The organism is Acidovorax sp. DMC1 (assembly GCF_056314325.1).
The window spans coordinates 168517-190371 of the sequence record NZ_JBQUYO010000009.1; the positions used below are offsets into that span (position 1 = coordinate 168517).

Annotated in this window: 19 protein-coding genes and 1 pseudogene; 14 read left to right on the plus strand and 6 right to left on the minus strand. The window is 66.7% G+C overall.

Going from position 1 to position 21855, the window contains the following annotated elements:
• The first annotated feature begins 15 nt into the window (after nt 1–15).
• Both ACT531_RS18335 and ACT531_RS18340 read left to right on the plus strand, forming a co-directional pair.
• Nucleotides 16–1263, plus strand: coding sequence for a cystathionine gamma-synthase family protein (locus ACT531_RS18335; protein ID WP_476018343.1), 1248 nt, complete (start codon nt 16–18; stop codon nt 1261–1263).
• Nucleotides 1264–1301: 38 nt separating this feature from the next.
• Nucleotides 1302–2630: a protein kinase domain-containing protein gene (locus ACT531_RS18340; RefSeq protein ID WP_476018344.1), complete on the plus strand. Its 1329-nt coding sequence runs from the start codon at nt 1302–1304 to the stop codon at nt 2628–2630.
• A 63-nt stretch (nt 2631–2693) separates the two neighbouring features.
• Here ACT531_RS18340 and ACT531_RS18345 read toward each other — a convergent pair whose 3' ends face one another.
• Nucleotides 2694–3923, minus strand: coding sequence for a nucleoside recognition domain-containing protein (locus ACT531_RS18345; protein ID WP_343735809.1), 1230 nt, complete (start codon nt 3921–3923; stop codon nt 2694–2696).
• Between the two features lie 215 nt (nt 3924–4138).
• Here ACT531_RS18345 and ACT531_RS18350 point away from each other — a divergent pair, with 215 nt between their 5' ends.
• The 11 genes and pseudogenes from ACT531_RS18350 to ACT531_RS18400 all read left to right on the plus strand — a co-directional run bounded on the left by ACT531_RS18350 (nt 4139) and on the right by ACT531_RS18400 (nt 15324).
• Complete coding sequence (locus tag ACT531_RS18350; RefSeq protein ID WP_060984321.1) at nt 4139–4852, plus strand: YebC/PmpR family DNA-binding transcriptional regulator; 714 nt, start codon at nt 4139–4141, stop codon at nt 4850–4852.
• Between the two features lie 12 nt (nt 4853–4864).
• Nucleotides 4865–4945: pseudogene (locus ACT531_RS18355) on the plus strand (hypothetical protein); the annotation flags it as partial.
• 18 nt (nt 4946–4963) lie between these two features.
• A complete protein-coding gene (locus ACT531_RS18360) occupies nt 4964–5260 on the plus strand; it encodes a DnaJ domain-containing protein (protein WP_015014301.1) in 297 nt (98 codons plus the stop codon).
• A complete protein-coding gene (locus ACT531_RS18365) occupies nt 5257–5832 on the plus strand; it encodes a hypothetical protein (protein WP_015014300.1) in 576 nt (191 codons plus the stop codon). The genes ACT531_RS18360 and ACT531_RS18365 overlap by 4 nt, the downstream gene beginning before the upstream one ends.
• Nucleotides 5833–5837: 5 nt before the next feature.
• Nucleotides 5838–6602, plus strand: a complete 765-nt coding sequence (locus ACT531_RS18370; RefSeq protein WP_015014299.1) for a hypothetical protein — start codon at nt 5838–5840, stop codon at nt 6600–6602.
• Nucleotides 6602–7858 (plus strand): hypothetical protein, encoded by a 1257-nt coding sequence (locus ACT531_RS18375; RefSeq protein ID WP_476018379.1) that lies wholly within the window; start codon nt 6602–6604, stop codon nt 7856–7858. Before ACT531_RS18370 ends, ACT531_RS18375 begins: the two co-directional genes overlap by 1 nt.
• Nucleotides 7859–8079: 221 nt before the next feature.
• On the plus strand, nt 8080–9306 hold the full coding sequence (locus ACT531_RS18380; RefSeq protein ID WP_148279962.1) for a GGDEF domain-containing protein: 1227 nt from the start codon (nt 8080–8082) through the stop codon (nt 9304–9306).
• A 163-nt stretch (nt 9307–9469) separates the two neighbouring features.
• A complete protein-coding gene (locus ACT531_RS18385) occupies nt 9470–10123 on the plus strand; it encodes a DUF1569 domain-containing protein (protein WP_291444621.1) in 654 nt (217 codons plus the stop codon).
• A gap of 227 nt (nt 10124–10350) precedes the next feature.
• Nucleotides 10351–11421, plus strand: coding sequence for an HlyD family secretion protein (locus ACT531_RS18390; RefSeq protein ID WP_476018345.1), 1071 nt, complete (start codon nt 10351–10353; stop codon nt 11419–11421).
• Nucleotides 11385–14189, plus strand: a complete 2805-nt coding sequence (rbbA, locus tag ACT531_RS18395; protein ID WP_476018346.1) for a ribosome-associated ATPase/putative transporter RbbA — start codon at nt 11385–11387, stop codon at nt 14187–14189. The genes ACT531_RS18390 and rbbA overlap by 37 nt, the downstream gene beginning before the upstream one ends.
• 1 nt (nt 14190) lies before the next feature.
• On the plus strand, nt 14191–15324 hold the full coding sequence (locus tag ACT531_RS18400; protein WP_476018347.1) for an ABC transporter permease: 1134 nt from the start codon (nt 14191–14193) through the stop codon (nt 15322–15324).
• A 65-nt stretch (nt 15325–15389) separates the two neighbouring features.
• On the opposite strand, the gene ACT531_RS18405 is transcribed toward ACT531_RS18400, so the two are convergent.
• On the minus strand, nt 15390–16664 hold the full coding sequence (locus ACT531_RS18405) for an amidohydrolase family protein (protein ID WP_476018348.1): 1275 nt from the start codon (nt 16662–16664) through the stop codon (nt 15390–15392).
• 71 nt (nt 16665–16735) lie between these two features.
• Between ACT531_RS18405 and ACT531_RS18410 the strand changes: the two genes are divergently transcribed.
• Nucleotides 16736–17095 (plus strand): VOC family protein, encoded by a 360-nt coding sequence (locus ACT531_RS18410; RefSeq protein ID WP_476018349.1) that lies wholly within the window; start codon nt 16736–16738, stop codon nt 17093–17095.
• Between the two features lie 34 nt (nt 17096–17129).
• Here ACT531_RS18410 and ACT531_RS18415 read toward each other — a convergent pair whose 3' ends face one another.
• The 4 genes from ACT531_RS18415 to ACT531_RS18430 form a co-directional block, all read right to left on the minus strand.
• Nucleotides 17130–18053: an ABC transporter permease gene (locus ACT531_RS18415; RefSeq protein WP_476018350.1), complete on the minus strand. Its 924-nt coding sequence runs from the start codon at nt 18051–18053 to the stop codon at nt 17130–17132.
• A gap of 114 nt (nt 18054–18167) precedes the next feature.
• On the minus strand, nt 18168–19229 hold the full coding sequence (locus ACT531_RS18420) for an ABC transporter permease (RefSeq protein WP_476018351.1): 1062 nt from the start codon (nt 19227–19229) through the stop codon (nt 18168–18170).
• Nucleotides 19230–19249: 20 nt separating this feature from the next.
• The gene (locus ACT531_RS18425; protein ID WP_476018352.1) at nt 19250–20806 is read right to left on the minus strand and encodes an ABC transporter ATP-binding protein; all 1557 of its coding nucleotides are present in this window, start codon (nt 20804–20806) and stop codon (nt 19250–19252) included.
• The gene (locus ACT531_RS18430; protein WP_476018380.1) at nt 20807–21718 is read right to left on the minus strand and encodes a 5'-methylthioadenosine/S-adenosylhomocysteine nucleosidase; all 912 of its coding nucleotides are present in this window, start codon (nt 21716–21718) and stop codon (nt 20807–20809) included. It abuts the gene before it with no gap.
• Between the last annotated feature and the right edge of the window lie 137 nt (nt 21719–21855).

A 21855-nucleotide genomic window follows, 5' to 3' on the forward strand; every position in this document is an offset into this window, starting at 1 on the left:
CAGCCGTAGATTTTTATGACGACACCGCAGAACCACAGTTTCACCACCCAGATCGTGCACGCCGACCGCCTGGGCGGCGCCGAGCACGGGGCCATCCACAAGCCCATCCACACCTCGGTGCAGTACGGCTACGAGAAGGTCGAGGATCTGATCGCCGTCTTCCAGGGCACGGCCAAGGGCGGCTTCAACTACGCGCGCCAGGGCACCCCCACCACGGCGGCGCTGGAGGCCAAGATCACGCAGATGGAGCGCGGGCACGGCTCCATCGTGTTCTCCACCGGCATGGCGGGCATCTGCGCGGTGTTCCTCACCCTGCTCAAGGCGGGCGACCATCTGGTGGCCAGCCAGTTCGTGTTTGGCAACACCAACAGCGTGTTCGGCACGTTGGCCGACCTGGGCATTGAAGTAACCACGGTGGACGTGACCGACGCGGCCAACGTGGCTGCCGCGCTGCGCCCCAACACCCGCATGGTGTTTGTCGAAACCATTGCCAACCCCGGCACGCAGATCCCCGACCTGGAGGGCGTTGGCGCGCTGTGCAAGGCGCATGGCGCGCTCTACGTGGTGGACAACACCGTGGCATCGCCCTACCTGTTCCGCGCAGCCACGGTGGGCGCGGGGCTGGTGGTCAACTCGCTCACCAAGAGCATTGGCGGGCAGGGCGACGCGCTGGGCGGCGCCATCACCGACACGGGCCTGTACGACTGGTCGGGCTACCCCAACATCTTTGCGGCCTACCGCAAGGGCGACGCGAAGGGCTGGGGCCTGCAGCAGCTGCGCAAAAAGGGCCTGCGCGACATGGGCGGCACGCTGTCGTCCCACGCCGCCCACCAGCTGGCCCTGGGCGCGGAGACTTTGTCGCTGCGCATGGACCGCACCAGTGCCACCGCCCTGGCGCTGGCGCAGCGGCTGGAGGCGCACCCGGCCGTCTCGCGCGTGCTGTACCCCATGCTGCCCTCGCACCCGCAGCACGCCTTTGCGCGCAAGCACCTCAAGGCGGGCTCGTGGCTGCTGTCGTTCGAGCTGCGCAACCCCGACCAGTGCCTGGCCGTGTGCAACCGCCTGCAGTTGCCCATCAAGGCCACGGGGCTGGCCGACACGCGCACGCTGATCATCCCGGTGGCGCACACCATCTTCTGGGAGGCCGGCCCCGCCGTGCGCGCCACCATGGGCATTGCCGACAGCATGATCCGCCTGTCGGTGGGCCTGGAAGAGGCGGACGACCTGCTGGCCGACTTTGAGCAGGCGCTGGCCGGAGCCTGACCCCACCTGAACTGCCCACCCTGACCGGGAGCCCCGCCATGGCCACTGCCACCTCTGCACCGCCCGCCAACATCGGCAAGTACCGCATCGAGCGTGAACTGGGGCGGGGCGCCAGTGGCATCGTGTACCTGGGGCTGGACGGCTTCCGGGGCCGCAAGGTGGCCATCAAGCAGACCCACGCGCACCTGCTGAAGGTACCCGAGCAGGCCGAGCGCTACCGCAAGCTGCTGCGCAACGAGGCCGCGCTGTCGGGCCGCCTGCGCCACCCCAACATCGTGCGCCTGCTGGATGCGGACGAAGAAGCGCTGCCGCCGTATCTGGTGCTCGAATACGTGGACGGCCAGCCGCTGTCCGACTTTGCGACGCCCGACACCCTGCTGCCCGTGCCCCAGGTGCTGGACATTGCCTTCAAGTGCTGCAACGCGCTCGAATACGCTTACCGCGAAGGGCTGGTGCACCGCGACATCAAGCCCGCCAACCTCATGCTGGCGCGCGGCGGCGATGTGAAGCTGACCGACTTTGGCGCGGCGCTATCGCTCCGCAGCGATGCCACCCAGCTATCGGGCCTGGTGGGCTCGCCCTCGTACATGTCGCCCGAGCAGGTGCGAGAGCGGGACCTCACCCACCACAGCGACATGTTCTCGCTGGCCGTGGTGGTGTACGAACTGCTCACGGGCCGGCGCCCATTTGATGGCGATACCGACTTCGCCACGCTCTACAAGATCAGCAACGAGACGCCCACGCGGCCCAGCCTGCTGCGCGCGTCGCTGCCAGCGCATGTGGACGAGGTGCTGCTGCGTGCGCTGGCCAAGCAGCCCGCCGACCGCTTTGCCACCTGGGCCGACTTTGCCCAGGCGCTGCTGGCCGCGCACCGGGGCCTGCCCCGCCAGAAGTCGCAAGACACCGAGGCCGAGCGCTTTGCGCGCCTGCGAGCACTGCCGTTTTTTGCCGACTTTCACGACGTGGCCCTGTGGGAGCTGATGCGCCTGGGCAGCTGGCGCCGGCTGGAGCAGGGCACCGTGCTGATGCGCGAGAACACGCCGGGTGACTCGTTCTGCATCCTCATCGAAGGCCAGGTGGCCGTCAGCCGCCAGGGCTGGAACCTCAGCACGCTGGGCCCCGGCGTGACGTTGGGCGAGATGACCTACCTGCGCCCCGACAACCGCATCCGCACCGCCACCGCCGTGGCCGAGACCGAGGTGTTGGTGCTCAAGGTGCGCAACCCCGCGCTGCGCGAGGCATCGGAGGACTTGCAGTCGCGCTTTGACAAGGCTTTCATCAAGCTGCTGGTCGGACGGCTGATTGCCACCAACGAGCAACTGGCCGAGTGGGAGCTGGTGGCAGCGCCTGGGTCCGCTAACGGTTGACTTCCAGATTGCTATTCAATTGGTAGCTGCTGGGGCATATTGCACTGGCGCTACCAGCCAAAACTACCCAAAAAACCGGTAGCACACCACAATGGCGGCCACCACACCCGCCAGTTCTGCCAGCAGCGCGCAGCCCACGGCGTGCCGGGCGCGCTGGATGCCCACCGCCCCAAAGTACACGGCCAGCACGTAGAACGTGGTCTCGGTGCTGCCCTGGATGGTAGCGGCGGCCAGGGCGGCAAAGCTGTCCACGCCCTGGGTCTGCATGGTCTCGATCAACATGGCACGTGCCGCGCTGCCTGAGAACGGCTTGACCAGGGCGGTAGGCAGCGCATCCACAAACCGGGCATCAGCGCCCAGCGTGGTCACGCACCAGCGGATGCCGTCCAGCACATAGCCCAGCGCCCCCGAGGCCCGGAACACGCCCACGGCGCACAGCATGGCCACCAGATAGGGCAGCAGACCCTTGGCCACGTCAAAGCCTTCGCGCGCGCCCTCGATGAAAGCCTCGTACACCGGCACCTTGCGCCACGCGCCCAGCGCCACAAACAGCACGACCAGCGCAAACAGCGTGAGGTTGCCCAGCAGCGACGACAGGGATGCCAGTGCGGCGGCACTCAGCGTGGTCAGCAGCGCCATGAACCCGCCCAGCACCAGCGCCACGGGCAGCAGGTAGGCCAGCACCACGGGGCTCCACAGCGGCAGGCGCTGCACCACGGCCACGCTCAGCAGCCCCACCAGGGTGGAGGCAGACGTGGCCAGCAGGATGGGCAGGAAGACCAGCGTCGGGTCGGGCGCACCCTGCTGCATGCGGTACATGAAGATGGTCACCGGCAGCAGCGTGAGGGACGAGGCATTGAGCACCAGAAACAGGATCTGCGCGTTGGTGGCGGTGTCGGGCTGCGGGTTCAGCTCCTGCAGCGACTTCATGGCCTTCAGCCCCATGGGCGTGGCCGCGTTGTCCAGCCCCAGCGCGTTGGCCGCAAAGTTCAGCGTGATCAGCCCCAGCGAAGGGTGGCCGCGCGGCACCCCAGGCATGAGCCTGGCAAACAGCGGCGCCAGCCAGCGCGCCAGCGCGTCCACCAGGCCCGCCTTCTCGGCAATGCGCAAGAACCCCAGCCACAGCGTGAGCGTGCCAAACAGCAGCACCATCACCTCGACCGAGAGCTTGGCCATCTGGAACAGGGCCTGCACCATGGCCGAGAAGATGTCGGCATTGCCGCCCACCAGCCACTGGGCCAGCGCAGCCACCGCCGCTGTCAGGAAGAAGCCGAGCCACAGGGTGTTGAGCATGGGAGAGGGGGCGCTGAGGGGAGGGTGGGTGTTTGGCCGAGATTACACGCAGCTGAGGGCAGGGCGGGGCCGTTGGCAGCCGGTTTGGCGCCGCCACGACAGCGCCAGGGTTGTGTGCCTGGGGTGATTCTGGGGTGCCGGGTAAACTATAGGGTTTTTGCCGCGCGGGGCGACCCTCGGCAAATACCCCCAACCCACACACAAAGGTAACCCCCATGGGCGCGCAGTGGAAAGCAAAAGGCAAGGCTCTGGTGGCCGATGCCAAGGGCAAGCTGTTTGGCAAGCTGGTCAAGGAAATCACCGTGGCCGCACGCGGCGGCGCCGACCCGGCCAGCAACTCGCGCCTGCGCCTGGTGGTCGAGCAGGCCCGCAAGGCATCGATGCCCAAGGACACGCTGGAGCGCGCCATCAAGAAGGGCTCTGGCACCGGCGCCGACGCCGTCAGCTACGAGCGCGTGATCTACGAAGGCTTTGCCCCCCACCAGGTGGCCGTGATGGTCGAATGCCTGACCGACAACGTGAACCGCACTGCCCCCGAGATGCGCGTGCTGTTCCGCAAGGGCCAGTTGGGCACATCTGGCTCGGTGGCGTGGGACTTCAACCACGTGGGCATCATCGAAGCCGAGCGTGCCAACGCCGATGCCGACCCCGAGCTGGCCGCCATCGAAGCCGGTGCGCAGGACTTTGAGGCCGGCGACGAAGAAGGCACCACCGTCTTCTGGACGGACCCTACCGACCTGGATCTGGTCAGCCGCGCGCTGCCAGCCCACGGCTTCACGGTGCTGACTGCCAAGCTGGGCTACAAGCCCAAGAACCCGGTGAACCCCGCCAACCTCACGGCCGAACAGCTGGAGGAGGTGGAGAACTTCCTGGCCGCCATCGATTCGAACGACGACGTACAAAACGTGTTTGTGAGCCTGGGAGGCTGATGCCAGCGGGCTGGTGCTGGAGCAGGTACCTCATACGGTGCCGCGCAGCATTCCGCCCACTCCATCCGTTGGCTGGCCACCTCTTGTTTTGACGGACCCATCCACTGTTTCATGACTGCTGACCACTACGCAGCCCTCGGGCTGGCGGCCAACGCGTCGCTGGCGGACATCAAGAAGGCCTTTCGCCAGAAGGCCTCGTTCTACCACCCCGACCGCAATACCGCCCCCGACGCGGCCCAACGCTTTGCTGAAGTGCAAAAGGCCTACGAGGTGCTGTCGGACGACGACGCCCGCCAGGCCTATGACGACAACCGCCGCCGCAACCTGCTGGACGACCCGCTGCAGACCGCCCAGGAGATCTGGCAGGCCTACAGCGCGCGCATCCTTTCTCACCCTTCTGCCCTGTGAAACTTTCTCCCTATTTTTATGACCTGCGCTCGGCCTACCAGGCCGAGCTGGATGACCTGGTGTCGGACTCCGAGGGCAACGACGTGCTGCGCAAGCGCCTGGCTGAAAAGCGCAACGAGATGGCGTTTTTGGTGCAGATGATGGAACTGGCCCCCGAAATGGTGGCCGTGGTGTTCCACCGGGGCTTTCGCTTCACCCAACCGGCGGCGCTGGAGCACCTGCTGAGCCTGCCCGTGAATGAGTTGCCCGACTGGCACAGCCTGGGCCACGCCGTGGCGCTGGAGCCCTGGGCGCAGAGCCTGGCGCAGACGGTGCTGCGCGAGCCCCAGGGCGCACGCTTTCTGACCGTGGCTGCTGGCCTGGAATACCTGCAGCAGCACGCCCACATGGCCCCCGCTGCCGCCGCACATGGCGACAGCGATGCCGAAGAGGACAGTGAAGACGCCGCCGAGCACGACGACGACTACAGCGCCCTGAGTGCCGACGACGCGGTGGACCCACACAACAGCCGTACGCGCGAAGAGGCCAGCGCCAACTGGCTGGCCGACGTGGGCTTTGAGCGCAAGGAATGACGACCATGAGCAGCAGCAACCAACACCTGGCCCTGATCACCAAAACCACCAGCCTTATCGCGGCCGGTGACATCGTGGGCGCCGAATCGGCGCTGGCAGAGCTGGCCGATGCCGAAGGCGACAACGCCCTGATGGTAGTGCTGGACCAGCTCGCCCCCAAGGACATCCTGGCCGTGATGCGCGAGTACGACGACTCCAAGGCGTCCGTGGTCAACATGCTGGTCACGCCCGAGCAGTTTGCCCGCGCCATGGTGCTGGAGAAGCAGTACAAGGACCTCACCCACACCCACCTGCGCAACATGGTCAACGCCGTGGTCTTCCGCGACGATGCCGACCCGGTGGAATTCCTCACCGCCATAGGCGACCTCGAAGGCGGCGCCGAGGCCCTGGCCAACTACTTTGCGGAAAAGTGGAGCCGCATCGAAGCCTTTGCCCGCACTGGCACGTTTGACGCGACCGAAGACTACGGTGTCACGCTGAGCGATGACGAACTGCTGGCCTCGGGCTATGTGCAGCCGCGCGTGGACCTGGACGAGGTGGCCGACCGCGACTGGATGCAGATGGCCTGGCTGCTGCGCTACGAGTGCCGCGACCTGTTCATTGAAATGCTGCTGGTGCTGCGCGCCAAAGCCCGTGCGTTTGATATGGGCCTGGAAGAGGGCGATGAGACTCCCGCCGAGGAAGACGACGGCAAGTTCGAGACCAGCGAGACAGACCGGGGCAAGGCCACGCCCGCTGCCCGCGCCTCTGACGAAGAATCCGCGATTTGATGATGTCCCAAAGCTCGGCACTGCAACTGCACGACGCCCGTCCTTTCTTTGAAAAGGCGCTGGTCTACGGCGTGCAGCACGGCATCCTCGATGCGGACCGGCTGGCGGCCATCCATACCGATGCGCCCAAGGGCATGGTGCAGATTGCGCGCTACTTTGGCAGTGAGTTTTTGCGGCCCGAGCTGGAAAAGGCGCGGGATCGCATGGTCAACCTCATCAGCCTGTACCTGCTGGAGACCACGGACGGTGATCTGGCCAAGGCGGCGGTCTCGCTGCGCGACAACTCCTTTTTGTCGCGCTCCAAGGGCGGGTCCGACATGCTCAAGCGGCTGATCGCCATGCCCGAGAGCAGCAACTTTGGCATGGCCGGCTATGCCGATGCCGAAACCCCGCTGCTGGCTGCCTGGTCGCTGCGCAGCCATGCCGACTACCGCGCGGAGCTGGCCCGCCGCAGCCAGATCGCCCAGGCCATCGCCGCCGCCGAATGGCTGGCCGCGCAGTACGACCTGGACACCGACGAGCTGGAAACTGCTGGTGCCGATGCCGAGGCGGTGATCCGCACAGGGCTGCTGATGCAGGCGCTGAACCCCAAGGCCATGGCAGCGGGTGAGTGGCCTAGCGCCCCGGCGTTTGAAAAGCTGGTGACGGCACTGCGCAAAAAGAAGGCACCCGTGCCGACGGCGCTGCGCTTGCCCGCTGGTGTGCCCGCAGAGCTGCGCGATGTGCTGCAAGCCCAATGCGCTGCGGTGCTGGCGGACTTGCCCAAGCTGCTGCAGTCCACTGCGCCCCTCCGCACCCTGTTGCGCCCCATGGGCGCCTTTCGGGCGCGGTACTTCCTGCTGGACGACCCGCTGGCCGAAGTGGACAGCTTTCACCGCAGCCTGGACGCTCTGGAGGAAGACGACGAGCCTCCGCAGCCCGCCAGCAAGACCTGGACGAAGGCGACCGCAGGCAACGAGGACGAGCACTCCCTGCTCACGCTGTTCCTGTGCCTGGCCGCTGGCGCGCCCAAGAAGACACTGCTGACCGAGAAAACCGCCGCCAGCCTGGTGCGCAAGATCCGCAAGTCCGGCCTGCAGCCCGAGCTGGCGGCCGACTTCATCCGCACCCATGCGGCGGCCGCCTTCCAGCAAGACTACCTGGCCCTGTGGTCCGGTTTTGTGCAAGACGCGCAGGCCACGCTGACCAGCGACCGTGACTACCAGATGCACGACGCACTGGCGCTGCTGCGGCGCGAATGCCACGTGGTGAGCTGACAGGTGCGCCCATAGGCCGAGCGAGGGGGCGGCCTGAGAGGCTCCAGGCACTAGCTCAAGCACTGCATGGATGCCCGAAAAAGAGTCGCGGGGCAGTCAAGGCTCTCGGTTACCATTGTTAACGTTGACAGTCATCGCATAGCCTGCAAGCCATAGCAGCCGGGCGTTGGGCGATGGCGTCGCGTTGTGAGCCTCATTGCCATCGCCTGTCTGTACCTTCTGTGCACAGCCCCACCCTCCTTATCGTCGCGGCCATTCTTGCAGCGCTGGTCACAGGCGTTCTGTCCGCGGTGTGGATCTTCAACAGACGCATTCCCGGGCTTCGCTTCTGGGCGCAGGCACTGTTTTGCGCCACCGTCTTCTGCATCAACCTGCTGCTGCGCGACCATGTGTCGCTGCCGTTGTCTGTCGTGCTGGCGCAGTCTTCCGTAGCGTTGGCTGCATACCTATGCCTGCTGGGCGCACGCGAGTACATGGGCAGGGCGCCCTTGGGGCACGGTGTTGCCTTACTGGCCTTGGCGCTTCTGCTGGGTACTGCCTTGTTTTTTACCCTGGTGAAGCCGAATGTGCAGGTACGCATCGCGCTGACGGGGCTGGTGCCAGGGGTGTTGTTCATTGCGGCCGCGCACACACTGGCCCGTGGCGGCTTTCACAAGGTGCCCGCACGGTACCTGTTTGCGGCCACGGTGGGCGTGCATGGAGCGTTCTTGCTGGTGCGGCCTTTGCTGTTCAAGCTGGCCGCGCCCGCCGATGGGGCGCAGCCCGAGACGGGCATGGTGGCTGCGCTGTCGCAGTTTGTGGTGCTGGAGTCCACCCTGGCGCTGGTGCTGGTGGCGTTTGGTGCGCTCATGCTCACCAATGAGTTCATCACCAACGAACTGCGCCACCTGGCCGAGGTGGACCCGCTGACCAATGTATTCAACCGCCGCGCGTTTCTGACCCTGCTGGACAAAGCCATCAGCAACGCCCAGCGCACGCAGACGACGTTGCCCGTGCTGGTGATGGACCTGGACCATTTCAAGAAGGTCAACGACAGTTGGGGCCACCGCGCGGGTGACGATGTGCTGCGCCATTTTGTGATGCTGGCCCAGCGCTGCCTGCGCAAGGAAGACGTGATGGGTCGACTGGGGGGGGAAGAGTTCGCCATCTTCTTGCCCAACGCAGGGGCCGGTGGCGCCGTTGCGGTGGCCGAGCGGCTGCGCGCCATGGTGGAGGCCCACCCGGTGGTGACCGAGCAGCGCAGCATTGCGCTCACGGTGAGTGTCGGCGTCACCGTGTGCGCGGGCAGCGAGTCCGCAGGCACGGCCCTGCAGCGTGCGGATGAGGCCATGTACCTGGCCAAGGAACGGGGGCGCAACCGCGTGGAGATGACCGTGGTCCCTGCTGCACCCATGGCCCCGGCTACCACCACCAACCAGCCTGCCACGCGGACCACCCTGGCGGCATAGGAGCTGCCTTGCGTCGACACGGCGCTAGGCTCTGTCGCCTTGCGTCATGGAGGGCTGTGTCGGCTGCCCGACCCTGGCGGTGGCGGCATGGGTCACAAAGTCGATGTTGCCCGTCACAATCACCGTTTTCACCCCGCCCCCGGTGATGCAAGCAGACAACCCCATGGCAGTCCCCACCCCTCCTGGCGCCCCCAGCGACGCCCACGCTGCAGCCCCCCAATCCGCTGGTACCCAGCCCGCGCCCTCTGCGTCGCCAGCGCTGTCCGGCCGCAGGGCGTTTCTGGCCACCGGGGCCGGGGCGGCGCTCGCAGCCGCTGGCGCTGCGGGCTATTTTCTGCACCAACCGGGCAACGACCGACGGCTGGTCTTCGCCACCCTGCACGATGCCATGGGCGAGGCCGAGCGACTGAATGCTGCCTCTGTCCACGCGCTGGAACCCGCCACGGCCTGGACCTGGGCGCAGACGCTGGTGCATTGCGCGCAGAGCATTGAATACTCGTTGCAAGGCTTTCCGTCGCCCAAGTCGGCGCTGTTTCAGAACACCCTGGGGGCCGCCGCTTTCAAGGTGTTTACTCTGCGGGGCCGCATGAGCCACAACCTGGCCGAGCCCATTCCGGGCGCCCCGGCCCTCGATGCGCAGACCACGGACCCATCGGCCGCCATGGCGCGCCTGCGCCAGGCGGTGCAGGACTTTGCCCTCCACACCGGTGCACTGCAGCCTCACTTTGCCTATGGCGCCTTGACCCGGGCGCAGTACGAGCAGGCGCACGCCATGCACCTGGCCAACCATCTGTCGGCCTTTGATGGGCGCGGCTAGTTCAGGCGCTGAAGACTAAAGCTGCGCTCGTCTGAAGCTGCTAGACCAGCTCCGCAGCGCAGCCGTAAGACCCACGCAATTGCAGTCAAATTGATGCAAGTCAAGGGAGGCGGCCGACCGCGCGCAGCCCATGAGAGCCCTGCGCTTACGATACTTTTTGAGGTGAGGCGCCTTCGCTGATGTGACTGCCAATGCGCTCTGCCTCCGCACCAAAGAGGATCAGAGCCATGGGCAGCAAGTGGAAAATTTATGCGGCCGTCGCAGCGCTGTTGCTGCTGGGCACCGTATTGGTCGTGCGATGGGCGCCGTGGCAGTCCAAGGGGCCGGGCCCGGGCTTTGTGAGCGGCAACGGCCGCATCGAGGCCACCGAGATCGCCGTGGCCACCAAGCTCGCGGGCCGGGTGCAGGACATCCTGGTGGCCGAGGGCGATTTCGTGAAGGCGGGGCAGCCCGTGGCCCGCATGCAGATTGACGGCCTGCAAGCCCAGCGTGAAGAGGCCGTAGCCCGGCTGCAGCAGGCGCAGCTGGCCATCAGCAGCGCGCAGGTACAGGTGGCCCAGCGCGAGAGCGACTACCAGGCTGCTCTGGCCGTGGTGGCACAGCGCGAAAGTGACCTCGACACCGCCCGCCGCCGCCTGCCACGCTCTGAGCAGTTGGCGCGCGAAGGTTTTTTCTCCAGCCAGTTGCTGGACGACGACCGCGCCAAGGTGCGCAGCCAGCAGGCCGCCGTGGTCGCGGCCAAGGCGCAGGCCAAGGCGGCGCAGGCGGGCATAGGCGCGTCGCGCACGCAGGTGACCAGCGCCGAGGCCAACGTGCGCGCGCTGGAGGCCACGCTGGCCCGCATCGATGTGGAGCTGGCCGACAGCGAGCTCAAGGCCCCGCGCGACGGGCGGGTGCAGTTCCGCGTGGTGCAGCCCGGCGAGGTGGTGGGCGCAGGCGCGCGCGTGCTGCAGCTGGTGGACCTGACCGATGTGTACATGACCTTCTTTCTGCCCGAAACCGTGGCGGGCCGTGTGGCGCTGGGCAGCGATGTGCGCATCGTGCTCGATGCCGCGCCGGGCTTTGTGATTCCGGCCACTGTGTCGTTTGTGGCCAGCACGGCGCAGTTCACACCCAAGACGGTGGAGACCGCCAGCGAGCGCCAGAAGCTCATGTTCCGCGTGCGGGCCCAGATCGACAAGGCATTGCTGCTGCGCCACCAGGAGCAGGTCAAGACCGGTCTGCCCGGCGTGGCGTGGCTGCGGGTGGACCCTGCGGTGGAATGGCCTGCCAACCTCGCCGTCAAGGCCGACCAGTGAGCCTCCCCGGCAGCGCGGCACCCGTAGCCCGCCTGCGTGGCGTGGGCCAGCGCTACGGGCGCACGGTGGCGCTCAATGGCATCGACCTGGAGGTGGCTGCGGGCCGCATGGTGGGCCTGATCGGGCCGGACGGCGTGGGCAAGTCCAGCCTGCTGGCGCTGGTGGCGGGCGCCCGCGCAGTACAGCAGGGCACGGTGGAGGTGCTGGGCGGCGACATGGCCAAAAGCCGCCACCGCAGCCGCGTGTGCCCCCGCATCGCCTATATGCCGCAGGGCCTGGGTAAGAACCTGTACCCCACGCTGTCGGTGGAAGAGAACCTGCAGTTCTTTGGCCGCCTGTTCGGGCACGACGCGGCCGAGCGGCGCCGCCGTATTGATGAACTCACACGCAGTACCGGCCTGCACCCGTTTCTGGCGCGGCCTGCGGGCAAGCTTTCGGGCGGCATGAAGCAGAAGCTGGCGCTGTGCTGCGCGCTCATCCACGACCCCGACCTGCTCATCCTGGACGAGCCCACCACCGGCGTGGACCCGCTGGCACGCGCGCAGTTCTGGGATTTGATCGGCCGCATCCGCGCCGCGCGGCCCGACATGAGCGTGATTGTGGCCACGGCCTACATGGAGGAAGCCCAGCGCTTTGAATGGCTGGTGGCGATGGACGAGGGACGCATTATGGCCACCGGCACCCCGGTCGAGCTGATGGCCCGCACCGGGCACGATTCGCTGGAGCAGGCCTTTGTGGCCCTGCTGCCCGAGGCCAAGCGCCGGGGTCACCAGGCGGTGCAGATTCCGCCGCTGGACCGGTCGCAGGCAGACGCCGCCACCAACGTCGCCATCGAGGCGCGCGACCTGACCATGCGGTTTGGTGATTTTGTGGCGGTGGACCATGTGAGCTTTCGCATCCAACGCGGCGAGATCTTTGGCTTTCTGGGCAGCAATGGCTGCGGCAAGTCCACCACCATGAAGATGCTCACCGGCCTGCTGCCCGCCAGCGACGGGCAGGCCTGGCTGTTTGGCCAGCCGGTGGACCCCAAGGACATGGCCACACGGCGGCGCGTGGGCTACATGTCGCAGGTGTTTTCGCTGTACAGCGAGCTGTCGGTGGAGCAGAACCTGGTACTGCATGCCCGCCTGTTCCACGTGCCCGAGGCCGAGGTGCCCGCGCGCGTCACGGCGATGCTGGAGCGCTTTGACCTGCAGGCCGTGCGCAGTTCCTTGCCCATGAAGCTGCCGCTGGGCATGCGCCAGCGCCTGTCGCTGGCCGTGGCCATGGTGCACCAGCCCGAGCTGCTGATTCTGGACGAGCCCACCTCGGGCGTGGACCCGATGGCGCGCGACAACTTCTGGCGCCTGATGGTGGAGCTGGCGCGGCGCGACAAGGTCACCATCTTCATCTCCACTCATTTCATGAACGAGGCCGAGCGCTGCGACCGCATCTCGCTGATGCACGCAGGGCGCGTGCTGGAGAGCGCAGCGCCGCAGGACATCGTGGCCAAACGCGGTGCCGCCACGCTGGAAGAAGCCTTCATCGGCTACCTGGAAGATGCTGCGGGCACGGCCCAGGCTCCTGTGTCCGCGGCGGCTTCGGGCACGACTGCGCTATCGCCGGTGTCCGTGCCCAACACTCCCACCTGGCCCACCCGCCTGCGCCAAAGCCTGGCCCGCATCCACAGCACCCAGTGGCGCGAGGCACTGGAGCTGCGCCGCGACCCGGTGCGTGGTGCCATGGCGCTGCTGGGCTCGCTGATCCTGATGTTCGTGATGGGCTATGGCATCAGCATGGACGTGGAGAACCTGCGCTTTGCCGTGCTGGACCGGGACCAGACCGCGCTGAGTCGCACCTACACGCTGAACCTGGCGGGCTCGCGCTACTTCACCGAGCAGCCGCCCATCACCACCTACGCTGAGCTGGATGCGCGCATGCGCTCCGCCGAGATATCGCTGGCGCTGGAGATCCCGCCCGGCTTTGCGCGCGACGTGGCACGCGGCCAGCCGGTGCAGATCGGTGCCTGGGTGGACGGCGCCATGCCCCAGCGCGCCGAAACCGTCATCGGCTACGCCCAGGGCCTGCACCAGCAGTGGCTGGTGGAGCAAAGCCGCAGCCGCACGGGCGTGGTGCCCCGGGGCCTGCTGGAGGTGGAGCCGCGCTACCGCTACAACCCCGACGTGCGCAGCCTGCCGTCCATGGTGCCCGCCGTGATCCCGCTGCTGTTGCTCATGCTGCCCGCCATGCTCACGGCCCTGGCCGTGGTGCGCGAGAAGGAGCTGGGCTCCATCATCAACCTGTATGTGACGCCCACCACGCGCACCGAATTCATGCTGGGCAAGCAGCTGCCCTATGTGCTGATGGCGCTGTTCAACTTTGGCCTCATGTGCCTGGCGGCCGTGACGGTGTTTGGCGTGCCCATCACCGGCAGCTTTGCCACGCTCACGCTGGGGGCCGTGCTGTTCAGCCTGTGCTCCACGGGCATGGGGCTGCTGGCCTCCACCGTTACGCGCAGCCAGATTGCTGCCATGTTTTTTGCCATGGTGGGTACGCTCATCCCGGCGGTGCAGTTTGCGGGGCTCATCAACCCCGTGTCGTCCATGACCGGCTTTGCACGCTGGGTGGGCGAGGTCTACCCGGCCAGCCACATGTTCACCATCAGCCGAGGCGTGTTCAACAAGGCGCTGGGTCTGCAGGATCTGCAGGCCGAGTTCTGGCCCATGGTCGTGGCGGTGCCGGTCATTGTCGGTACTGCGATCTTGCTGTTACGCAAGCAGGAGACCTGACATGGCGCTGCGTGGCCGCTGGTCCAACATCTTTCGGTTAGGCATCAAGGAGCTGTGGAGCCTGTGGCGCGACCCGGCCATGTTGTTCCTCATCGTCTACACGACCACGCTGGCGGTGTACTCGGCGGGCATGGCGCAGCCCGAGACGCTGTACCACGTGCCCATTGCCATCGTGGACGAGGACGACTCGGCCTTGTCCCAGCGCATCGCCACCGCGTTCTATGCGCCCCAGTTCACGCGCCCCGCCATGATCAGCATGCGCGAGGTGGACCCGGGCCTGGACGCCGGCCGCTTCACGCTGGTGCTGCACATCCCCGCGCATTTCCAGCGCGATGTGCTGGCGGGCCGGGTGCCGCAGGTGCAGCTCAACATCGACGCCACGCGCATGGGGCAGGCGTTTGCGGCCAACGGGGCGGTGCAGCAGATCGTGCACCTGGAGGCAGCCGAGTTTGTGCAGCGCGACCGTACCGTGGCCGCTCAGCCCATCGAGCTGACGGTGCGCTCGCGCTTCAACCCGGCGCTGAGCCCTGCGTGGTTTGGTTCGCTCATGGAGCTGATCAACATCGTGACCATGCTGTCCATCATCCTCACGGGCGCCGCGCTGATCCGCGAGCGCGAGCATGGCACGGTGGAGCATCTGCTGGTGATGCCTGTGACGCCCGGCGAGATCATGCTGGCCAAGGTCTGGGCCATGGCGCTGGTGGTGCTGGTCGCCACGTGGATTTCGCTCACGGCGGTGATCCGCTGGGCGATTGGCGTACCCATCGAGGGCTCGGTGCCGCTGTTTCTGCTGGGGGCCACGCTGCACCTGTTTGCCACCACGTCCATGGGCATCTTCATGGCCACGGTGGCGCGCAGCATGCCGCAGTTTGGCTTGCTGATGGTGCTGGTGATGATGCCGCTGCAGATGCTGTCGGGCGGCGTCACCCCGCGCGAGAGCATGCCGCTGTGGGTGCAGTACGGCATGGCGCTGGCGCCCACCACACACTTCACCGAGCTGGCCCAGGCCATCCTCTACCGGGGTGCGGGCTGGGCGGTGGTGTGGCCGTCGCTGGTGTGGCTGCTGGGCATTGGGGCCGTGCTGTTCAGCCTGGCGCTGGCGCGGTTTCGCAAGACGATTGCGCGCATGGCCTGAACGTCAGGATGACTGTGTGCTATCGAATATATAGCTGCCAAGGCATGATCCATTAGCGCTTGAGGCTAGTTGGACGCAAAATCCACGCTGCCGGGCCGCCCAGGCAGGTTCAGCAGCGCCACGGGCGCCGGGCTGCTGGCCACCCGTTGGCCGCGCCGCCACACACCCAGGCGCGTGGCCCGCAGGCGGATGGCGTCCACCGGGTTGCGCGCATGCAGCAGCACCAGGTCGGCATGGCAGCCGGGGGCGATACCGTAGCCCTCCAGCCCCAGCAGCTTGGCGGGATTCACCGTCACCGCATCAAAACACTGCCGCATCGCGGCCTGGCTGGTCATCTGTCCCACGTGCAGGCCCATGTGCGCGGCCTCCAGCATGTCGGCGCTGCCGCCGCTGTACCAGGGGTCGAGCACGCAGTCGTGGCCAAACGCCACCGTCAGGCCCGCAGCCATCAGCTCGGGCACACGGGTCATGCCACGGCGCTTGGGGTAGGTGTCGTGGCGGCCTTGCAGGGTGATGTTGATGAGCGGGTTAGCCACCACGCCCAGGTCGGCCTCGGCCATCAGCGCCATCAGCTTGCTCACGTAGTAGTTGTCCATGCTGTGCATGGAGGTGAGGTGCGAGCCCGTCACGCGGCCCTGCAGGCCCAGGCGCTGGGTTTCGTACGCCAAGGTTTCCACGTGGCGCGAGTGCGGATCATCGCTCTCGTCGCAGTGCATGTCCACGCGTTTGCCCCGTTCGGCCGCCAGTTCGCAAAGGATCTTCACGCTCTCGGCCCCCTGGGCCATGGTGCGCTCGAAGTGCGGAATGCCGCCCACCACGTCAACACCCATGTCCAGCGCGCGTTTCAGGTTGTCGAGCCCTCCGGGCGCGCGCAGCACGCCGTCTTGTGGGAAGGCCACCAGTTGCAAATCCAGGTAGGGCGCCACGCGCTGCTTCACGTCCAGCAGCGCCTGCACCGGCAGCAGGCTGGGGTGGCTGGTGTCAACGTGCGAGCGGATGGCCAGCAGCCCGCGCGCCACGGCCATGTCGCAATACTGCAGCGCGCGCTGCACGATGGCGTCGTGCGTCAGCGTGGGCTTGAGCTCGCCCCACAGCGCAATGCCTTCGAGCAGCGTGCCGCTTTCGTTCACGCGCGGCTGGCCGTAGCTCAGGGTGGAATCCATGTGGAAATGCGCGTCCACAAACGCCGGGCTGACCAGCAGGCCACCGGCGTCCACCGTCTCATGCGCAGGGGCTTGCAGGCCTTCGGTCACTTCGGTGATGCGACCGCCTTGCACGGCGATGGACATGTTCTGGCGGCCGTCGGGCAGGCTGGCGTGGGTGATGAGCAGGTCGAGCATGGTGGGGGAGTGTAGATATTCGTCGGGACGCGCTGGCACACTGCGGGGTCTCAAGAAGAAAGGGTCATCCGATGCACGCACATGAAAAGTTGAACTACGTCGAATTTGCCGCGTGCAATGTGCCCGCCACCAAGTCGTTCTTTGAAAAGGCCTTTGCATGGACCTTTGTGGACTATGGCCCCGAATACACGGCCTTCTCGGGCCAGGGGTTGGACGGCGGCTTCTTCCGCGCCAGCCTTTGTTCCACTCCAGCCACTGGCGGCGCCTTGCTGGTGTTCTACAGCGCTGACCTTGAAGCCACCTTGGCCAAGGTGGAGGCGGCGGGTGGCCATGTGGTCAAGCCGGTGTTCGACTTTCCGGGCGGGCGGCGCTTTCATTTCACAGAGCCCAGTGGCAACGAGTTTGCGGTGTGGTCCGATCAGAGGGTGTGAGTGAATCGGGCGTGGTGGGCTCATTCGCATCTTCTCATCGCTCCCCCTTGCGGTAGGGCTTCATCAGCGCCTGCGGATACGCCGCCTTGCGCGCCACCAGCACCAGCGCCAGGATGGACAGCAGGTAGGGCAGCATCAAATACACCTGGTACGGCAGCCAGGCATCGTCCGCCTGCTGCAGGCGTAACTGCAAGGCATCAAAGAAGGCAAACAGCAGTGCACCCAGCAGCGCCTTGCCAGGCCGCCACGATGCAAACACCACCAACGCCACGCAGATCCAGCCGCGCCCGTTGATCATGTTGAAGAAAAAGGCGTTGAACGCCGACAGCGTGAGGAAGGACCCCGCCACGCCCATCAGCGCCGAGCCCGCAACGATGGCGCCCGTGCGCGTGGCCGCCACCGAGATGCCCTGGCCCTCGGCCGCCTGTGGGTTCTCGCCCACCATGCGCACCGCCAGGCCCAGCGGGGTGCGCATCAGCACCCAGGCCAGCAGGGGCACCAGCAGCAGCGCCAGCAGCGTGAGTGGGGTCTGTGCCGACAGGATAGGAATGCCCAGCCACTCCATCGGAGCAAAGGGCTCAATGGTGGGCGGCGTGTTCACTTTGGGAAAGCTCACGCGGTAGCCGTAGTAGCTCAGCGCCGTGGCCAGCAGCGTGATGCCCAGGCCGGACACATGCTGCGACAGCGCCAGCCCCACGGTGAGCCAGGCGTGCAGCAGGCCAAACACCGCACCGGTGAGCGCCGCCACCAGCACCCCGGTCCACAGCCCATGGCCCGCATACACCGTGAGCCAGCCGGTGAAGGCCCCGGCCACCATGATCCCTTCAATGCCCAGGTTCAGCACGCCTGCACGCTCGCACAGCAGTACCCCAAGGGTGCCCAGGATGAGCGGGGTGGCGACCCGCAGGGTGGCAATCCAGAACGCGGGGTTGGCGAGGATGTCGAGCAGTTCGGTCATGCGGCTGCTCCGTGGAGTTTTGCTTCTATTTTAATAGCTGCTAGCGCTTTATTCACCAGCACTACAGGTCGATTTGGCTTGAAATTGTGGTGTGCACGGCTTGTCATGGCTGCATCACTTCCACCGCACGCGGTACTGGGTCAGCAGGCCCGCTACCAGCACTGCAATCAACGACGTCGCCACGATCACATCCGCAATGTAGGTTGGCACGCCCACCGCGCGGCTCATGCTGTCGGCCCCCACCAGCACGCCCGCCACAAAGGTGCCCGCCGCGATCACGCCCAGCGGGTGCAGCCCAGCCAGCATGGCGATCACGATGCCGCTGTAGCCGTAGCCGGGCGACATGTCGAGCGTCACATAGCTGGTGCGACCCGCCACCTCGATGGCACCTGCCAGCCCGGCCAGCCCGCCCGAGAGCAGTGCGACCAGCACGACGGTACGGGTGATCGGCACGCCCGCAAACGCGGCAGCGCGTGCATTGGCCCCCGCAGCGCGAATATCAAACCCCGGCACCGTGCGCGCCAGCAGCGCCCACAGCATCACGGCCAGCGACACGGCCCACAGCAGGCCCGTGTGCAGACGTGTCTGTGGCACCAGCTTGGAGAGTTCCAGATCACCTTGCAGCGCCACACTCTGCGGCCAGCCCATGGAGAGTGGGTCTTTCATCGGCCCATCCAGCAGCGCCGACACCAGCAGCAGCATGATGAAGTTGAGCAGCAGCGTGGTCACCACCTCGTCCACGCCCAGCCGCGCCTTCATCAGCGCCGGGCCCAGCAGCAGCGCAGCGCCCGCCAGCGCGGCCGACAGCATCATCAGCGGGAAGAGCACATACGGCGACCATTCCAGCCCCGTGCCGCCGTGCATGCCGCCCACGGCCACGGCGGCCAACGCTCCGGCATAAAGCTGCCCCTCGGCCCCAATGTTGAACAGCCGCGCGCGAAAGGCCACGGCCGCTGCCAGCCCAGTGAGGATCAGCGGCGTTGCGCGGGTGAGGGTTTCGGTCAGTGCAAACACCGAGCCGAACGCGCCTTGCAGCAGCAGCGCGTAGGTCTGCCCCACGGGCGCGCCGGCCCACAGCACCAGCAGGGCGCTGACGATCAAGGTGAAGACCACAGCGCCCACAGGTGCCAGCACGTAGGCGGCGGGGGAGGTGTGGTTGCGTTTTTCGAGTCTCATGGATTTTTCTTTTTTGTCGCTCAGTGAGTTGCACCGGCCATGGCAAGGCCGATGGCTTCGCGCGTCCAGTCTTCTGCAGGCCGGGCCTCGCTCAGGTGCCCGTCATGCATCACCGCCACGCGGTCGCCCAGCGCCAGCACTTCGTCCAGGTCGTCCGAGATCAGCAGCACAGCCGCCCCCGCATCGCGCGCATTGATGAGCTGCTGCTGCACAAACATCACCGCGCCAATGTCCAGCCCCCAGGTGGGCTGGTGCGCGACGATGAGCTGGGGCGCTTTGGCCGAGTTACCCGCTGCGTCCTGTGGCGGCATCAGCGCCCGGCCCAGGATGAGCTTTTGCATGTTGCCGCCCGACAGCGACCGCGCAGGCGCATCGGCCCCGCCGCCGCGCACGTCAAAGGTCTCGGCCACACGCTGTGCGTGCTGGCGCGCGGCGCGGCGTTTGACCCAGAAGGCGCGGAACCACGGGTGTGCAAACCAGGGGCCGCGAAGGCGCTCGGCCACCGCGTTCTCCCACACGGGCAGGTCGCCCACCACGCCCACGGCGTGCCGGTCTTCGGGGATGCGGGCCACGCCCTGGTTCACCAGCCACGCGGGCCGTGCTTGCAGCGGTGCGCCGCGCAGCGTGACCTGGCCCATGGCGGCGCTGCGCACGCCGCACAGCAGGTCGGCCAGCGCCACCTGGCCGTTGCCGCTGACGCCTGCAATCGCCACGATCTCGCCCGCACGCAAGGTGAGGGACACATCATTCAGCCGGTCGCGCCCGGTGGGGGCGGTGCTGACGTTGGCCAGGGTGCAGATGGGCTCGCCCACCTTCTTGGCGGGGCGGCGCTCGGCCGCCTCAATCGCATGCCCCACCATCCATTGCGCCAGCTGCCCCTGCGTGGTGCCCTGGGCAGGCGCCTCGGCCACCAGCTTGCCCTGGCGTAGTACGGCCACGCGGTGAGATACGCGCAGCACCTCGCCCAGCTTGTGGCTGATGAAGATGATGGACAGGCCCTGCGCCACCATCTGCGCCAGGGTGTCGAACAGCGCCTCGCTCTCCTGTGGGGTGAGCACGGCGGTGGGTTCGTCCAGGATGAGGATGCGGGCGCCCCGGTAGAGCGCTTTCAAAATTTCGACGCGCTGGCGTTCGCCCACCGAGAGGCTGCCGACCTTCGCATCGGGGCTGACGGGCAGACCAAATTGCTGCGACACCACCAGCAGTTTGGTGCGCGCCTCGCTGCGGCGCGAAAAAGGCTGCCACAGCGGCTCGCTGCCCAGCAGCACGTTGTCCAGCACCGTGAGGTTGTCGGCCAGCGTGAAGTGCTGGTGCACCATGCCAATGCCCGCCGCCAGCGCCGCGCGCGGCTGGCCAGGGGGCAGGGGCTGGCCGAAGACTTCGATCTGGCCGTCGTCGGCCACGTAGTGCCCGAACAGGATGGACATCAGCGTGGACTTGCCCGCACCGTTCTCGCCCAGCAGGGCCAGCACTTCGCCGCGTGCGAGGGTCAGGCTGATGCTGTCGTTGGCGACGAGCTTGCCGAAGCGTTTGGTGATGCCCGACAGACGCAGGACAGGGGCGTTGGGGGAGTCCATCTATTTCCAGGCCGCCAGAAACGCCCGCAACACCTTGGCCGAATTGGCGGCTGCCAGGCCCATGAAAGTGCCCATTTCGTTCTCGCCCTCGCCGCCACCAGCCAAGTCGCTCAGCGAGCGGAAGGCGATGTAAGGCACGCCGTTGCTATGTGCCACCATGGCGGTGGCGGCGGTTTCCATGTCGAGCACGTTGGCCTCGAAGGTTTTGAAGGCGTATTCGCGGAAGGCCTTGTTGTCTACAAACGCCTGGCCGGACACGCCATTGCCACCTACCACCAGTTGCGGGCGCTGCTTGAGGCAGGTGGCAGCGAGGCAGTGCTCCTGGCCCACGTTCTGCAGGCTGCGGGCGGTGGCCAACATCTTGGGGTCGGCTTCAAACCAGAACTTTTTCGAGAGCTGTGGCTGGGCGGCCGAGCGCACTTCGACGGGGCGCGGGTGCATCATGCCGAAGGCGGGCATCGTCAGCTCGCTTTTCATCCAGGCGGGGGCGCTGTACTGGCCGGGTTGGTCTTCGCGCGCCATCAGCCATTCCATGTACTGGCCCCATTGCGCGGGCACCGTGACATCGCCAATGTGCAGGCTGGGGTTGACGCCGCCCGCAATGCCGCTGAAGACCACATGGCTCACGTTAAAGCGGTCCAGCACCAGTTGCGTGTTCATGGCCGCGTTGGTCATGCTGATGCCGGAGAGGAACACCACCACGGGCTTGCCTTCGAGCGTGCCGGTGGTGAACTCCACGCCGTTGATGCTGTACTTGGCGGGCTGTTGCACCTGGGGCAGCAGTACGGTCAGCTCGGGCGCAAAGGCGGAGATGACGGCGATGCGCGGGGTGTCGTCCATCCGTACTGCCGTCTTGCTGGGAGCTGTAACGGCGCAGCCTGCGACCATGGCGGCCAGTGCCAGAGCGCCCATAAGACGTGAACAGCGGGTAGCCAACGAGGCTTTTGCGGCGGGAAGTGAGGTCATGGGGCCTTGTCAGCGGTTCATTGCGGGGGCATCCAACAAACAGGCCACCGCGTTGTGAGGATGGCCTGTTCACGCAATAGAAA

Coding starts and splice junctions, on each gene's coding strand:
- ACT531_RS18430 (WP_476018380.1), bottom strand. CDS start 21,718: ATGGGCGCTCTGGCACTGGCCGCCATGGTCGCAGGCTGCGCCGTTACA.
- rbbA (WP_476018346.1), top strand. CDS start 11,385: ATGGCCTGCCAACCTCGCCGTCAAGGCCGACCAGTGAGCCTCCCCGGC.
- ACT531_RS18390 (WP_476018345.1), top strand. CDS start 10,351: ATGGGCAGCAAGTGGAAAATTTATGCGGCCGTCGCAGCGCTGTTGCTG.
- ACT531_RS18425 (WP_476018352.1), bottom strand. CDS start 20,806: ATGGACTCCCCCAACGCCCCTGTCCTGCGTCTGTCGGGCATCACCAAA.
- ACT531_RS18360 (WP_015014301.1), top strand. CDS start 4,964: ATGACTGCTGACCACTACGCAGCCCTCGGGCTGGCGGCCAACGCGTCG.
- ACT531_RS18410 (WP_476018349.1), top strand. CDS start 16,736: ATGCACGCACATGAAAAGTTGAACTACGTCGAATTTGCCGCGTGCAAT.
- ACT531_RS18385 (WP_291444621.1), top strand. CDS start 9,470: ATGGCAGTCCCCACCCCTCCTGGCGCCCCCAGCGACGCCCACGCTGCA.
- ACT531_RS18400 (WP_476018347.1), top strand. CDS start 14,191: ATGGCGCTGCGTGGCCGCTGGTCCAACATCTTTCGGTTAGGCATCAAG.
- ACT531_RS18370 (WP_015014299.1), top strand. CDS start 5,838: ATGAGCAGCAGCAACCAACACCTGGCCCTGATCACCAAAACCACCAGC.
- ACT531_RS18415 (WP_476018350.1), bottom strand. CDS start 18,053: ATGACCGAACTGCTCGACATCCTCGCCAACCCCGCGTTCTGGATTGCC.
- ACT531_RS18340 (WP_476018344.1), top strand. CDS start 1,302: ATGGCCACTGCCACCTCTGCACCGCCCGCCAACATCGGCAAGTACCGC.
- ACT531_RS18405 (WP_476018348.1), bottom strand. CDS start 16,664: ATGCTCGACCTGCTCATCACCCACGCCAGCCTGCCCGACGGCCGCCAG.
- ACT531_RS18335 (WP_476018343.1), top strand. CDS start 16: ATGACGACACCGCAGAACCACAGTTTCACCACCCAGATCGTGCACGCC.
- ACT531_RS18345 (WP_343735809.1), bottom strand. CDS start 3,923: ATGCTCAACACCCTGTGGCTCGGCTTCTTCCTGACAGCGGCGGTGGCT.
- ACT531_RS18420 (WP_476018351.1), bottom strand. CDS start 19,229: ATGAGACTCGAAAAACGCAACCACACCTCCCCCGCCGCCTACGTGCTG.
- ACT531_RS18375 (WP_476018379.1), top strand. CDS start 6,602: ATGATGTCCCAAAGCTCGGCACTGCAACTGCACGACGCCCGTCCTTTC.
- ACT531_RS18350 (WP_060984321.1), top strand. CDS start 4,139: ATGGGCGCGCAGTGGAAAGCAAAAGGCAAGGCTCTGGTGGCCGATGCC.